Source organism: Streptomyces sp. NPDC058864, from assembly GCF_042742985.1.
GTDB lineage: Bacteria > Actinomycetota > Actinomycetes > Streptomycetales > Streptomycetaceae > Actinacidiphila.
In genome coordinates this window covers 141,258-154,904 of the sequence record NZ_JBHYMQ010000016.1, presented here as the reverse complement: position 1 = coordinate 154,904, position 13,647 = coordinate 141,258, and the positions used below count along the sequence as shown (strand labels likewise).

Below are 13,647 nucleotides of genomic sequence, written 5' to 3'. Positions count from 1 at the left end.
CCCTCGGGGATGGCCGGGCGCCTTTCGCGCGTCCGCAGGCCCGGGCAGTGCCCGGACCCTCAGGACTCCAGACCGCGCACGATCAGGTCGTTGACCGCGGAGTACGCCGCGTCGATGCCCGGGGTGAACCACTCGGGTGCGTACGCCGGGTCGTGGAAGCGGACGGTGGCGTCCCAGACCGCCTGCGCGGCGGCCTCGGGGTCGCCCGTGGCGAACTCGCCGCCGGCCACGCCGTCCCGGACGATCCGGGCGAGGAGCCCGACCATGACGGCGACGTGCTGGGCCACCACGGAGCTGTGCTCGTCGGTGAGCGCCATGTACGTGGCGAACAGCTCGGGATCGCCGCCCGCCTTGCGCCGCTTGGCCGCGAACAGCGCCTCCAGCCAGGCGCGCAGCCGCGCGGGCGCCGGGCGGTCGCCGTCCTCCGCTATCGCCGACAGCTCCGCGTGGGCCTGGTCCAGCCACCGCTGCGTGACCGCCTCGCGCAGCGCGGCCTTGGTGCGGAAGTGCCGGTAGACGCTGCCGTGGCTGACCCCGAGGGCGCGGGCCACGTCCACCACGGTCGCCTTGGCGGGGCCGTAGCGGCGCAGCACCTCTTCGGTGGTCTCGAGGATGCGTTCGGCGGTCAGCGTCTCGGGTGGCATGGTCGCCATTCTCCCAGGACCGGTCGGGTGGCCGTCAGTGCCGGTGCTCACTGTCCAGATGCGCCATCTGCGACTGCGGGTAGCGCTCGCCCGCGGCCGCGTCGGCCGGGATCGCGGTCTCGATCGCCGTCAGGTCGGCCGCGTCGAGGGTCACCTCCAGCGCGCCCAGTGCCTCGGCGAGCCGCTCGCGGGTGCGGGCACCGACCAGCGGGACGATGTCCTCGCCGCGGGACAGCACCCAGGCGATGGCGGTCTGGGCGACGGTGACCCCCTTCTGCTCCGCGATTTTGCGCAGCGCCTCGACCAGCCTCAGGTTGTGCTCCAGGTTCTCGCCCTGGAAGCGCGGGCTCATCGCGCGGAAGTCGTTGCCGGCCAGCCGGCGGTCACTGGTGAAGTGGCCGCTGATCAGGCCGCGGGACAGCACGCCGTACGCCGTGATGCCGATGCCCAGTTCGCGGGCGGTGGGCAGGATCTCGTCCTCGATGCCGCGGGAGATCAGCGAGTACTCGATCTGCAGGTCGGTGATCGGGGCCACGGCCGCGGCCCGGCGCAGGGTGGCGGCGCCGACCTCGGACAGGCCGATGTGCCGTACGTAGCCGGCCTGGACGAGTTCCGCGATGGCGCCGACGGTCTCCTCGATCGGGACGGCCGGGTCGACCCGGGCGATGCGGTAGACGTCGATGTGATCGGCGCCCAGGCGCTGCAGCGAGTAGGAGGCGAAGTTCTTCACGGCGGCCGGGCGGCCGTCGACGCCCAGCCAGTCGCCGCCGGGCCCGCGCAGGGCACCGAACTTGACGCTGACGAGCGCCTTCTCGCGGTCGGCGGGGGCGGCCGCGCGCAGGGCCTCGCCGATGAGCAGCTCGTTGTGGCCCATGCCGTAGAAGTCGCCGGTGTCGATCAGTGTGATGCCGGCGTCGAGGGCGGCGTGGATCGTGGCGATCGACTCGCCGCGGTCGGCGTCGCCGTAGAGGGCGGACATGCCCATGGCGCCGAGGCCGAGAGCGGAGACGGTGGGGCCGGTGGAACCGAGGGTGCGGCTTCGCAAGGGGGACTCCTTGGTGGGGCTCAAGAGGTCGGGCGGGGATGCTGACAACAGTGACACATGCGCTGACAGATTTCAATATCTGTCAGCGCATGTTCCGTCATCCGCATTCCCGAAGAGGACCGACCCGGGATCCGGCCCGGGCCCGGACCGGGATCCGCGCCCCTCAGGCCACCTGGCGCGGCAGCCGCAGGCTGGCCAGCGCCGTCACGACCACCGCCGCCAGCTGCACGACCAGCACCACGACCAGCGCCTCACGGGTCCCGTGCGAGGAGACCAGGGCGAGGAACAGCGTGCCGAGGGTGGCCACACCCAGGGCCAGCGCCGACTGCTGCGTGGTCACCATGACCCCGCTGCCGACGCCGGCCCGCTCGCCCGGTACGTCCGCGAGCACCAGCCGGAACAGCACCGGCAGTTGCAGTCCCTGGCCGAGGCCGGCGAGCGCCACACCCGGCAGCAGGGCCCACGCCGTCATCCCGGGTCCCCAGCTGCGCGCCACGGTCAGCGCCAGCACCGCGACGCCGACGCCCTGCAGGACGCCGCCCGCGGTGACCACGCGCCCGCCGTACCGGCCCACCAGACGCGGCCCGGCCAGCGAGGCCAGGAAGAACGCCACGGCCATCGGCACCAGCGTCGCGCCCGCCTCCACCGGCCCGAACCGCAGGCCCTGCTGCAGCGCGACCGCGATCACGAACATGAAGCCGCCGAAGCCGATGGAGAACGGCACCAGCAGCGGCAGCGCCCGCCGCATCCCGGCGAGGGCGAACAGGCTCGGCGGCACGAGGGGGATCCGCCCGGCCCGGTCGGCCCGCCGCTCGACCACGAAGAACGCCAGGGCGGCGAACGGGAAGACCGTCAGCGACACCCACGTCCACGCCGGCCAGCCGGCCGCCCGGCCCTCGGTCAGCGGCACCAGCAGGGTCACCAGCGACACCGCCAGCAGCAGGGTGCCGGGCCGGTCGACCGGCGCGGGGCGGTCGGAACGGGTCTCCGGTACCGAGCGCAGCGCGAGCAGCAGCCCGGCCGCCGCGACCGGCACGTTGACCAGGAACACCGCGCGCCAACCGGTGCCCGCGATGTCCGCGGCGACCAGGACGCCGCCCAGGATCTGGCCCGCGACCATGGACAGTCCCGCCGTCGCGCCGTACAGGCTCAGCGCCTTGGCCCTGCGGTGGCCGGCGGTCGCCGAGTGGATGGTGGCCAGCACCTGGGGCAGCATCAGCGCGGCCGCCGCGCCCTGCGCGACGCGGGCGCCCACCAGCACCCACGCGTCCGGTGCCAGGCCGCAGGCGAGCGAGGTCAGGCCGAAGGCCGCCATGCCGGCGAGGAAGAGCCGGCGGCGGCCGAAGGAGTCGCCGAGCCGGCCGCCGAGCACCAGCAGCACGGCGTACGCCACGCCGTAGCCCGCCACGACCAGCTCCAGCAGGGCGGCCCCGGCGTGCAGGTCGGTCTCGATGGCGGGCAGGGCGACGTTGACGATGAAGAAGTCGATGAGCGGCAGCGCCGCACCCAGCAGCACGGTGAACAGGCCCAGCGCGCCGAGGGCCGGTGCGGCCCGGCCGGGCGGCGCCTCGGCGGCCGGTGCCGCGGTTCTCGCCGCCGGGGCCGGGCCGGAGGCGCCGACCCGGAGGACGCGGGGCCGCACCTGGGCACGGGAACGGAGGCCGGCGGAGGCGGGGGGTTCGTTGTGATCGGTCACGTGTGCCACGATGACCTTGTTCTCAGGGGGGTACCAGAGAGCGTTTATCCAGGTATCGCGACCACCTGGCAATGGTCTGGGGAGTCAGGCACCCTGGAGGTATGACGTCTCCCAGCGCCGCCGCGCGGAGCGAGCTCGCGTCCTTCCTCCGCAGCCGCCGTGAACGGATCTCCCCGGAGCAGGTCGGACTCCCGCCCGGCCGCCGACGCCGCACCCCCGGGCTGCGCCGTGAGGAGGTGGCGCAGCTGGCCGCGGTCGGGGTCACCTGGTACACGTGGCTCGAGCAGGCCCGGGAGATCCAGATCTCCGCGCAGGTGGCCGACTCCATCGCCCGGGCCCTGATGCTGGACCCGAACGAGCGCACCCACCTCTTCCTGCTCGCCGGGGTCCCCGACCCCAACCCGCGTGCCCAGTGCCCGGGGATGTCCGACCAGATCAGGGAGATGCTGGCGAAGCTGGAACCGCTGCCGGCCGCGGTCCTCAACAGCCGCACCGACGTCATCGCCCACAACCGCACCTACGCACGGCTGGTCGACGACCTCGACCGGCTCCCCTTCGAGGACCGCAACATCATGTGGCTGGCCTTCACCGACCCCGCCTGGCGCGAGGGCCTGCCCGACTGGCACGAGACCAGCCGGCAACTGGTGGCCAAGTACCGTGCGGCGATGGCCGAGCACCTCGCGGAGCCCGCGTGGAAGTCCCTGGTCAAAAGGCTGGAGCAGGCTTCCCCGGAGTTCTGCGAGCTGTGGGAGAGGCATGAGGTGCAGGAACCGGAGAACCGCACCAAGCGCTTCCTCAACCCCCGGGTCGGCCTGCTGACCTTCCACTTCACGCACCTGTGGCTCGGTCCCAGCCAGGGCCCCCGGCTGGTCACCTACTCCCCGGCGGACGCCGCCACCCGCGAACGGCTGGACCGGCTGTACGAGATCGCCGTGGCCGCGCCGAGCGTCATGCCGATGCCGGTGTGAGGAGCCGCTGCCGCGCCTCCATGAGGGCGAAGCCCAGCAGGTTCAGGCCGCGCCACCGTGCGGGGTCCGCGGCGGCCTCCTCGCCGGCGGCCAGGCCGATGCCCCATATGCGGTCCACCGGGCTGGCCTCGACCAGCACGCGCGAGCCGGTGCCCAGCAGGTAGTCGCGCAGCGCCGGGTCCTGGCCGAACTTGGCGACGTTGCCCTCGACGACGAGTTCCTCGCGGTGCCGCTCCCAGGTGACGTTGTCGAAGCCGCGGACCTGGCGGCCCAGCTTCTTCGCGGCGTTCGGGTGCGGGGCGGCGAGGATGGCGGCGAGGGCCCGCTCGTCGTCGAAGAGACGGGCCTTGCCGGCCATCATCCAGTGCTCCGCCGTGGCGTAGCCGATGCCGTCGACGGTGAACTCCGACGGCCACCACTGGCTCAGGCAGCCCGCGCCCACGCTGCCGTCGCGCTGTGGCCGGTGGCCCCAGAAGAACAGGTACCCGGGGCGGACGCCGCGCGCGGTCAGCTCCGTCAGCGCGGCCCGGGAACGGGCGTCTCGGGGCTCGGTGATCTGCGTCGTCATGTCGGTGACGCTACCGCCGGGCACCGACAACGGCCGCCGGTTTTCCCGCGCGAGGCCGCCCGGAAATAAAGGTGCACAATACAGTAAAAGCCCCGAAAGCGGACTACCTGTGGCAGTACCGTGGAGACGTGCCCAAAACGCAGGTCCCGCGACCGGTTCAGGAGGCAGCCGTATGGCAGATCGACTCGACATCGCGTCGCTGGCCCCCGGTGATCGCGCGGACGCGATCCGCGACTTCTCGTGGTCCGTCAACGGCCGCATAGAGGTGGACCTTCCACCGGACCCGAATCACCTGAGGGCCAGTGCGACCACCAGCGCGATGGGGTCGGTGAAGGTCTCGGAGATCGACTGGAACGTGGACCGCCTCCGCCGTGCCGCTGCCCCGGTGGGCGAGGACATGGTGCCGCACGTCCTCGTCAGCCTGCAGGAAGCGGGGGTCTCCCGGTTCCGCCAGGGAGGCAGGCAGGGTGTGGTGCGGGCGGGAGATCTCGTGGTGCTCCAGAACGCGAAGCCCTACGAGGTCCTCTTCCACGGCACGATCCAGGCGGTGCTGGTGCGTGTTCCCACCCACGTCCTGGGGCTGCGGCCGTCCCTGCTCGACCAGGTCACAGCCGTCCGGCTCGGTTCGGAGCGCCCCGTCGTGGGTGCCACAGCGGCGTTCTTCACCCGGCTGGCCCATGACCGGGCGGCCGTCGGCGAGGCCGAGACCGCCCTGTTCGCGCAGCCCTGCGTCGACCTGATCAGGGCTGTGGTCACCACGGCCATGGGCCGTGACGACCTGGCCGGACCGCCGCTGAACCGCACGCTTCTTCAGCGTGTTCAGGAGTACGTCCGCCTCCATCTGGCGGAACCCGACCTGACTGCCGCACGTATCGCCGCCGAGCACCAGGTTTCGGTACGCCGGCTCTACCTGACCCTGTCCCGAGCCGGAATCACCCTCGGTGAATGGATAAGGACGCAGCGCCTCGAAGAGTGCAGGAGGGAACTGGCCTCGCCGGCGCATCGGTTCATGACGATCGAGGCGATCGCGCACCGGTGGGGGTTCGCCAGCGCGGCCCACTTCAGCCGCGTTTTCAAGGCGGCGTACGGCGTGAGCCCCAGCGTGTCGCGGTTGCAGTATTAGGACCCCGGGTCTTCCCCGGATCACCCCGGTGCGGGCCCCAGCAGCTTGGTCACCACCCGGTCCAGCGCCGCGAGTTCCTCCGGGTCGAGTTCCACCAGGCCCGGCGGGGGAGTGCCCAGGATGCGGTCGGCCTCCCCCGCGGCCTCGGCGCCGGCCGGCGTGACGCTCAGGAGCTTGCGGCGCCGGTCGCGCGGGTGCGGCGTGCGTTCCACCAGCCCCCGCCGGGCGAGGTCGTCGACGACGAGCGTGACGTACGGGCGGTCCGTCATGAGATCGGCGGCGAGGTCGCCCGGGGTCACGGGGGCCGCCGCGATCCGGCGCAGCGCCTTGACCCGGAAGAAGCTCATGCCGAGGGCCTCGGCGACCTCGCGGCGGCGTTCGTTGCGCTCGAGGACGAGCGTGCGCAGGTCGCGCCACACCCGGGCGGCCGTGGCCTCGTTCACCGGGCGCCCACCGGTTCGCGGGCGGCGTCCGCGCTGAGCCGCTCCGCGGCGCGCTCGGCGGTGCCCGCCGCCCAGTGGCCCGAGGTCAGCCACCCCAGCGCCAGGATCGCCACACCGCAGCCGGTGATGATCCACCACGCGGTGAGGTCCAGCCCGGCGGCGAGCGCGGCGCCCATGACGGCCACGCCCAGGGACTGACCGACCTGCCGGCTGGTCGAGGCCACCGCCGCGGCGACCCCTGCCTGGGTGCGCGGCATGCCGGAGACCGCGGTGTTGGTGATCGGCGCGTTGACGAAGCCGAAGCCGATGCCGAACAGGACGTACGCGGTGAACAGCTTGGCGTCCGAGGCGGTCGCGTCCAGCGCGGCGAACATCACGCCGCTGCCCGTGGTGGCCAGGCCCGCCAGCAGCAGCGGCAGCCGCGGGCCGCGGCTGCCGACCATGCGTCCGGACAGCGGGGCACAGACCAGGGCCATGGCCGCCATCGGCAGCAGGTGCAGACCGGCGTCCAGGGCGGACAGCCCGCGTACGTCCTGGAGGTACAGGGTGTTGAGGAAGAGGAAGCCGGCGAGGGCGGCGAAGGCGCTCACCGCTATCACCGTGGCCCCGCTGAAGGGCGCGCTGCGGAAGAAGCGCGGGTCGATCAGGGGTTCCCTGCGCCGCCGCTCGTAGAGGATCAGGGACACCGCGGAGCCCAGGGCGAGCACGAGGCAGCCGACGATGACCGGGGAGCCCCAGCCGGCCGCGGGCGCCTCGATGATGGCGTACGTCAGCGAGCCGAGCAGCGCGATGACCAGCAGCTGGCCGACCGGGTCGATCCGCCGCGGCCGCGGCGCCCGGGACTCGGGCACGTACAGCGCGGTGAGCACCAGGGCGAGCAGCCCGATCGGCAGGTTGATCCAGAACACCGAGCGCCAGCCGACCGACTCGACGAGCGCGCCGCCGATGATCGGCCCGGCGGCCATGCTGATCCCGACGACGCCGCCCCACGCCCCGATCGCCCGCGCGCGCTCGCGCGGGTCGGTGAAGACGTTGGTGATGATCGACATCGCGACGGGGTTGAGCATCGAACCGCCCACCGCCTGCAGCATGCGGAAGACCACCAGCCACTCCAGGCTGGGGGCGATGCTGCACAGACCGGACGCCACCGTGAAGATCACCAGGCCGGTGCGGAAGATCCGGCGCCGGCCGATCCGGTCGGCGGTGGAGCCGGAGAGCATGAGCAGCGAGGCCAGCACGAGCGTGTAGGCGTCGATGGTCCACTGCAGTCCGGAGATGGAGGTGTGCAGGTCCCGGCGCATGGCGGGCAGCGCGACGTTGAGGATGGTGTTGTCGAGGCTGACGATCAGCAGACTCATGCAGCAGATCGCCAGCACCAGCAGGCGTCTGCCCCGGCTCAGCTCGGGCATCGGCTGTTCGGTCTCCTTGATCCGGATTGATTGTACGTGTGTAACCATTTCACGCTACACCCAACACCGGCCGGGCGATACGGGAGAATGGTCCGCATGACTGCTGACGCCACCGCTCCCGCACTCCGCATCGGCCCGCACACCGTGTGGCCGCCCGTGGTGCTGGCACCGATGGCCGGGATCACCAACGCGCCGTTCCGCACGCTGTGCCGTGAGTTCTCCGGCGGCAAGGGGCTCTTCGTCTCGGAGATGATCACCACCCGGGCCCTCGTCGAGCGCAACGACAAGACCATGCAGCTGATCCACTTCGACGGCAGCGAGAAGCCGCGTTCGATCCAGCTGTACGGGGTCGACCCGGTCACCGTCGGCAAGGCGGTCCGGATGATCGTCGACGAGGACCTCGCCGACCACATCGACCTGAACTTCGGCTGCCCGGTGCCCAAGGTGACCCGCAAGGGCGGCGGCTCGGCGCTGCCCTACAAGCGCAACCTGCTCCGCTCGATCCTGCGCGAGGCGGTCGGCAACGCGGGCGACCTGCCGGTCACGATCAAGATGCGCAAGGGCATCGACGACGACCACACCACCTACCTGGACGCGGGCCGGATCGCCGTCGAGGAGGGCGTCACCGCCGTCGCGCTGCACGGCAGGACCGCCGCCCAGCACTACGGGGGCACGGCCGACTGGGAGGCCATCGCCCGCCTCAAGGAGCACGTCCCGGAGATCCCGGTGCTGGGCAACGGCGACATCTGGAGCGCCGCGGACGCGGTCCGCATGATGCGGGAGACCGGCTGCGACGGTGTCGTCGTCGGCCGCGGCTGCCTGGGCCGTCCCTGGCTCTTCGGCGACCTCGTGGCGGCCTTCGAGGGCGGCGGCGCCCCGGCGGCCCCGACGCTGCGCGAGGTGGCCGGCGTCATGCGGCGCCACGCGGGGCTGCTGGGGGAGTGGCTGGGCGACGAGGAGCGCGGGGTCATCGACTTCCGCAAGCACGTCGCCTGGTACACCAAGGGCTTCTCGGTCGGCTCGGAGATGCGCCGCAAGCTGGCGATGACCTCCTCCCTCGCCGAGCTCGACGCCCACCTCGACGACCTCGACCTGGACCAGGAATGGCCGGATGGTGCCGAGGGGCCGCGCGGCCGGACGGCCGGGAGCAAGCGCGTGGTGCTCCCGGACGGGTGGCTGGAGGACCCGTACGACTGCTCGGTGGTCGTCGGCGCCGAGGCCGAGCTGGACACTTCGGGCGGCTGAGGATGTTTCGGCGGTCCGTCGTGACGTCCGGACTGTAAGACAAAGCGCTCCTGGAGCGAGTGATTCTCGCCACGCCTGATAGGGGTATTGCTCAAATGAGCAGTGGGAGTGTCACCACACCTCTCCAATGACTGGCACTGGGTGCCATCGTTGTCGTGGACACATGGTCAAGCCATCCGTCACGTGGAGTGATGGACTCCGAGTGTGGCGATCACGTGGCGAGAGCATGTGTTCGACGGTTGAACGCACTCCTCGCTCACCCGGAAGGGCGCCATGACTTTCGATCTCTCGGCGGATGGGTGGTTACGACCGTGTGACCTGGTGATTGACGTACTGCGGCGCCTTCGAGATGGGTACGCTCCCCGCCGTCAGGGCATCCCGGCCGCGAGGAGCGAGTCCCGTGTCGGAAGAACAAGTAATCCAGAAGTTCGTCTACGACTTCACTGAGGGCAACAAGGACCTCAAGGACCTGCTCGGCGGCAAGGGCGCGAACCTCGCCGAGATGACCAACCTCGGTCTGCCCGTTCCCCCGGGCTTCACGATCACCACCGAGGCCTGCAAGGTCTACCTGGAGTCGGGCGCCGAACCCGCGGCGCTGCGCGACGAGGTGAGTGCGCACCTCGACGCGCTGGAGCAGCGGATGGGCAAGAAGCTCGGGCAGGCGGACGACCCGCTGCTCGTCTCCGTCCGCTCCGGGGCGAAGTTCAGCATGCCGGGCATGATGGACACGGTCCTCAACATCGGCCTCTCCGACGCCTCGGTCGTGGGCCTTGCCGCGCAGGCCGGCAACGAGCGCTTCGCCTGGGACTCCTACCGGCGCCTGATCCAGATGTTCGGCAAGACGGTGCTGGGCGTCGACGGAGAGCTCTTCGAGGACGCGCTGGAGGACGCCAAGCGGGCCAAGGGCACCCACGACGACCTCGACCTGGACGCGGGCGACCTGCGGGCCCTGGTCGAGCAGTTCAAGGCCGTCGTCGCCAAGGAGACCGGGCGGGACTTCCCGCAGGACCCCCGCGAGCAGATGGACCTGGCCGTGCGCGCCGTCTTCGACTCGTGGAACGGCGAGCGCGCCAAGCTCTACCGCCGCCAGGAGCGCATCCCCGGCGACCTCGGCACGGCCGTCAACGTCTGCTCCATGGTCTTCGGCAACCTCGGCTCCGACTCCGGGACCGGCGTCGCCTTCACCCGTGACCCGGCCACCGGCCACCAGGGCGTCTACGGCGACTACCTGTGCAACGCGCAGGGCGAGGACGTCGTGGCGGGCATCCGCAACACCGTGCCGCTCGCCGAGCTGGAGCAGCTGGACAAGACGTCCTACGACCAGCTGATGCAGATCATGGAGACCCTCGAGACGCACTACAAGGACCTGTGCGACATCGAGTTCACCATCGAGCGCGGCAAGCTGTGGATGCTGCAGACCCGGGTCGGCAAGCGCACCGCCGCCGCGGCCTTCCGCATCGCCACCCAGCTGGTCGACCAGGGCCTGATCGACGAGGCCGAGGCGCTGCAGCGGGTCAACGGCGCACAGCTGGCGCAGCTGATGTTCCCCCGCTTCGACGAGAAGGCCAAGGCCGAGCGGATCGGCTGGGGCATCGCCGCCTCGCCGGGGGCCGCGGTCGGCAAGGCCGTCTTCGACTCGTACACCGCCGTGAAGTGGTCGCGCTCCGGCGAGCAGGTCATCCTCATCCGCCGCGAGACCAACCCCGACGACCTCAACGGCATGATCGCCGCCGAGGGCATCCTCACCTCGCGCGGCGGCAAGACCTCGCACGCCGCCGTCGTCGCCCGCGGCATGGGCAAGACCTGCGTGTGCGGCGCGGAGGAGCTCGAGGTCGACACCAAGCGCCGCCGGATGACCGCCCCCGGCGGGGTCGTCGTCGAGGAGGGCGACGTCATCTCCATCGACGGCTCCTCCGGCAAGGTCTACCTCGGCAAGGTGCCGGTCGTGCCGTCCCCGGTCGTGGAGTACTTCGAGGGCCGCATGCACGCCGGCGCCGACGACGCCGACGAGCTGGTGCGGGCCGTGCACCGGATCATGGCGTACGCGGACCGGGTCCGCCGGCTGCGGGTGCGCGCCAACGCCGACAACGCCGAGGACGCCTCCCGCGCCCGCCGCTTCGGCGCCCAGGGGATCGGCCTGTGCCGCACCGAGCACATGTTCCTCGGCGAGCGCCGCGAGCTGGTGGAGCGGCTGATCCTCGCCGACACCGAGTCCGAGCGCGACAAGGCGCTCTCCGCGCTGCTGCCGCTGCAGAGGTCCGACTTCGTCGAGCTCTTCGAGGCGATGGACGGGCTGCCGGTGACCGTGCGCCTGCTGGACCCGCCGCTGCACGAGTTCCTGCCCGACATCACCGAGCTGTCGGTGCGCGTCGCGCTCGCCGAGGCGCGCAAGGACTCCAACGAGAACGACCTGCGGCTGTTGCAGGCGGTCCACAAGCTCCACGAGCAGAACCCGATGCTGGGCCTGCGCGGCGTGCGCCTCGGGCTGGTCATCCCCGGCCTGTTCGCCATGCAGGTGCGGGCCATCGCCGAGGCCGCGGCCGAGCGCAGGAACGCCAAGGGCGACCCGCGGGCCGAGATCATGATCCCGCTGGTCGGCACCGTCCAGGAGCTGGAGATCGTCCGCGAGGAGGCCGAGTCCGTCATCGCCGAGGTCGAGGCCGCAACGGGCACCGAGCTCAGCCTCACCCTCGGCACGATGATCGAGCTGCCGCGCGCCGCCCTGACCGCCGCGCAGATCGCCGAGGCCGCCGAGTTCTTCTCGTTCGGCACCAACGACCTGACCCAGACGGTCTGGGGCTTCAGCCGCGACGACGTCGAGGCGAGCTTCTTCACCGCCTACCTGGAGAAGGGCATCTTCGGCGTCTCCCCGTTCGAGACCATCGACAAGGACGGCGTCGGCTCCCTCGTCCGCTCCGCCGCCGAGGCCGGCCGCGCCACCCGGCCCGACCTCAAGCTCGGCGTGTGCGGCGAGCACGGCGGCGACCCCGAGTCCGTCCACTTCTTCCACGAGGTGGGCCTGGACTACGTCTCCTGCTCCCCGTTCCGCATCCCCGTCGCCCGCCTGGAGGCGGGCCGCGCCGCGGCGCTGAGCAGGGGCAGCGACAGCCGGTAACCCCGGCCCGGAAGACCATCTCCCACCCTCACCGGGGGCGGCACCTTTGTGCGAAGGTGCCGCCCCCGCTTCCGTTCCGCCCCGCTACGAGCGGAACGGGCCGCGCACCTCGTAGGTGATACCGCCGGTCGAACTGCCGCTCGTGCCGCGCTGGGAGGAGAAGTACAGCCGCGTGCCGTCGGGGGAGAAGGCGGGACCGGTGATCTCGGAGGAGGACTGGCCGCTGACCCGCAGGAACGGCGAGACCACGTCGTCCGGGGTGATCAGGCAGATCTCCATGTTGCCGCCGTCCTCGGCGACGTAGAGGTCGCCCGAGGAGCTGCCGGTGATGTTGTCCACGCCCGTCAGCGGGGCGCTGCCGGAGACGAGGGAGTCGTCGTAGGCCAGCGCGTAGGTGCCGGCGGTCAGGTCGAGCCGCCAGACCCGGTTGTCGCCCTTGGTGGTGAACCAGACGGTGTCGTCGGCGTAGTGGCAGCCCTCGCCGCCGTTGAACTTCTTCGCGCCGGAGACCTGGCTGCGGGTGACGGTCGGGGAGCCGTCGGGGTCGGGCACGTTCGCCCAGGTGAAGGAGCCCGAGGCGGCGGTGCCGGCGACCAGCACCTGCAGGGTCCCGGCCGACAGGTCGCCCCAGGTGGCCGGGACGAACCGGTAGAAGCAGCCGTTGGTCTCGTCCTCGGTCAGGTAGACCACCTTGCGCACGGGGTCGGCGGCGGCCGCCTCGTGCTTGAACCGGCCCATGGCGGCACGGCGGACGGCCGCTTCCACGCCGCGGGGGTCGGTCTCGTAGACGTAGCCGAGGCTGACCTCCTCGCAGGACAGCCAGCTGTCCCAGGGCGTCCTGCCGCCGGCGCAGTTCTGCCGGGTGCCGGAGAGGATCCGGTAGGCGCCCGTGACGTTGCCCGAGGAGTTGAACCGGACCGCGCTCGCGCCGCCGCCCGGGTTGATCTCCGAGTTGGAGACGTAGATCCAGCCGGTGCCGTCGGCGAAGCACGCGCCGCCGTCGGGTGCGCTGTGCCAGGTGTACGAGGTGCCCGCGACGGTCTGGCCGGAGCGGGCGATCACACGGCTGGTGAAACCGCCGGGCAGGGCGATGCCGTTGGCGTCGGGCGCCTGCAGCGCGCCGTAGGGGCCGGTACCGGGCTGGGCGGGTGCGGCGTAGACCGCCCCGCGCATCAGGGTGCCGCCGAAGGCGGCCGCCGAGCTGCCGACCACCGCTCCGCGCAAGAAGGTTCGACGTTCCACGATCACTCCAGGGACGACGGGTGGCCCGCCCGGACCCATCGCCGCGGGCGGGTCGCGCACCGGAAGGCTAGGGCGCGCCCCCTGACACCGGAGCCAACGCAGCGTGAACCCTCCGCCACGGTCTGCTGGATTCACCGTCATGGCAGAGG

The 13,647-nt window shown here is 71.8% G+C and carries 11 protein-coding genes; 4 read left to right on the top strand and 7 right to left on the bottom strand.

What is annotated here, in order from left to right:
- Positions 1-59: 59 nt before the first annotated feature.
- From ACFW3D_RS15645 to ACFW3D_RS15635, 3 genes are all read right to left on the bottom strand, one after another.
- The gene (locus tag ACFW3D_RS15645; protein ID WP_500504668.1) at positions 60-644 is read right to left on the bottom strand and encodes a TetR/AcrR family transcriptional regulator; all 585 of its coding nucleotides are present in this window, start codon (positions 642-644) and stop codon (positions 60-62) included.
- 34 nt (positions 645-678) lie between these two features.
- Positions 679-1,689 carry an aldo/keto reductase gene (locus tag ACFW3D_RS15640; RefSeq protein ID WP_500504667.1) on the bottom strand — a complete coding sequence of 337 codons (1,011 nt, stop codon included), beginning with the start codon at positions 1,687-1,689 and terminating at the stop codon, positions 679-681.
- A 163-nt stretch (positions 1,690-1,852) separates the two neighbouring features.
- The gene (locus ACFW3D_RS15635; RefSeq protein WP_500504679.1) at positions 1,853-3,220 is read right to left on the bottom strand and encodes an MFS transporter; all 1,368 of its coding nucleotides are present in this window, start codon (positions 3,218-3,220) and stop codon (positions 1,853-1,855) included.
- Between the two features lie 266 nt (positions 3,221-3,486).
- Here ACFW3D_RS15635 and ACFW3D_RS15630 point away from each other — a divergent pair, with 266 nt between their 5' ends.
- On the top strand, positions 3,487-4,353 hold the full coding sequence (locus ACFW3D_RS15630; protein WP_500504666.1) for a helix-turn-helix transcriptional regulator: 867 nt from the start codon (positions 3,487-3,489) through the stop codon (positions 4,351-4,353).
- Here the strand turns inward: ACFW3D_RS15630 and ybiA are convergent.
- Complete coding sequence (gene ybiA / locus ACFW3D_RS15625; protein ID WP_500504665.1) at positions 4,334-4,921, bottom strand: riboflavin biosynthesis intermediates N-glycosidase; 588 nt, start codon at positions 4,919-4,921, stop codon at positions 4,334-4,336. The two genes, ACFW3D_RS15630 and ybiA, sit on opposite strands and share 20 nt — an antisense overlap.
- Positions 4,922-5,093: 172 nt before the next feature.
- On the opposite strand from ybiA, the gene ACFW3D_RS15620 reads away from it, so the two are divergent.
- Positions 5,094-6,044, top strand: a complete 951-nt coding sequence (locus tag ACFW3D_RS15620; RefSeq protein WP_500504664.1) for a helix-turn-helix domain-containing protein — start codon at positions 5,094-5,096, stop codon at positions 6,042-6,044.
- Positions 6,045-6,064: 20 nt separating this feature from the next.
- On the opposite strand, the gene ACFW3D_RS15615 is transcribed toward ACFW3D_RS15620, so the two are convergent.
- Together ACFW3D_RS15615 and ACFW3D_RS15610 are read right to left on the bottom strand one after the other, a co-directional pair.
- Positions 6,065-6,487, bottom strand: coding sequence for a MarR family winged helix-turn-helix transcriptional regulator (locus ACFW3D_RS15615; RefSeq protein ID WP_500504663.1), 423 nt, complete (start codon positions 6,485-6,487; stop codon positions 6,065-6,067).
- Positions 6,484-7,896 (bottom strand): MFS transporter, encoded by a 1,413-nt coding sequence (locus ACFW3D_RS15610; protein WP_500504662.1) that lies wholly within the window; start codon positions 7,894-7,896, stop codon positions 6,484-6,486. The genes ACFW3D_RS15615 and ACFW3D_RS15610 overlap by 4 nt, the downstream gene beginning before the upstream one ends.
- Before the next feature lie 96 nt (positions 7,897-7,992).
- On the opposite strand from ACFW3D_RS15610, the gene dusB reads away from it, so the two are divergent.
- Positions 7,993-9,141 carry a tRNA dihydrouridine synthase DusB gene (gene dusB, locus ACFW3D_RS15605; protein WP_500504661.1) on the top strand — a complete coding sequence of 383 codons (1,149 nt, stop codon included), beginning with the start codon at positions 7,993-7,995 and terminating at the stop codon, positions 9,139-9,141.
- Between the two features lie 418 nt (positions 9,142-9,559).
- Complete coding sequence (gene ppdK, locus ACFW3D_RS15600; RefSeq protein WP_500504678.1) at positions 9,560-12,256, top strand: pyruvate, phosphate dikinase; 2,697 nt, start codon at positions 9,560-9,562, stop codon at positions 12,254-12,256.
- Positions 12,257-12,340: 84 nt separating this feature from the next.
- Here ppdK and ACFW3D_RS15595 read toward each other — a convergent pair whose 3' ends face one another.
- Positions 12,341-13,498, bottom strand: a complete 1,158-nt coding sequence (locus ACFW3D_RS15595) for an alkaline phosphatase PhoX (RefSeq protein WP_500504660.1) — start codon at positions 13,496-13,498, stop codon at positions 12,341-12,343.
- Between the last annotated feature and the right edge of the window lie 149 nt (positions 13,499-13,647).

Coding starts and splice junctions, on each gene's coding strand:
- ACFW3D_RS15610 (WP_500504662.1), bottom strand. CDS start 7,896: ATGCCCGAGCTGAGCCGGGGCAGACGCCTGCTGGTGCTGGCGATCTGC.
- ybiA (WP_500504665.1), bottom strand. CDS start 4,921: ATGACGACGCAGATCACCGAGCCCCGAGACGCCCGTTCCCGGGCCGCG.
- dusB (WP_500504661.1), top strand. CDS start 7,993: ATGACTGCTGACGCCACCGCTCCCGCACTCCGCATCGGCCCGCACACC.
- ACFW3D_RS15645 (WP_500504668.1), bottom strand. CDS start 644: ATGCCACCCGAGACGCTGACCGCCGAACGCATCCTCGAGACCACCGAA.
- ACFW3D_RS15630 (WP_500504666.1), top strand. CDS start 3,487: ATGACGTCTCCCAGCGCCGCCGCGCGGAGCGAGCTCGCGTCCTTCCTC.
- ACFW3D_RS15620 (WP_500504664.1), top strand. CDS start 5,094: ATGGCAGATCGACTCGACATCGCGTCGCTGGCCCCCGGTGATCGCGCG.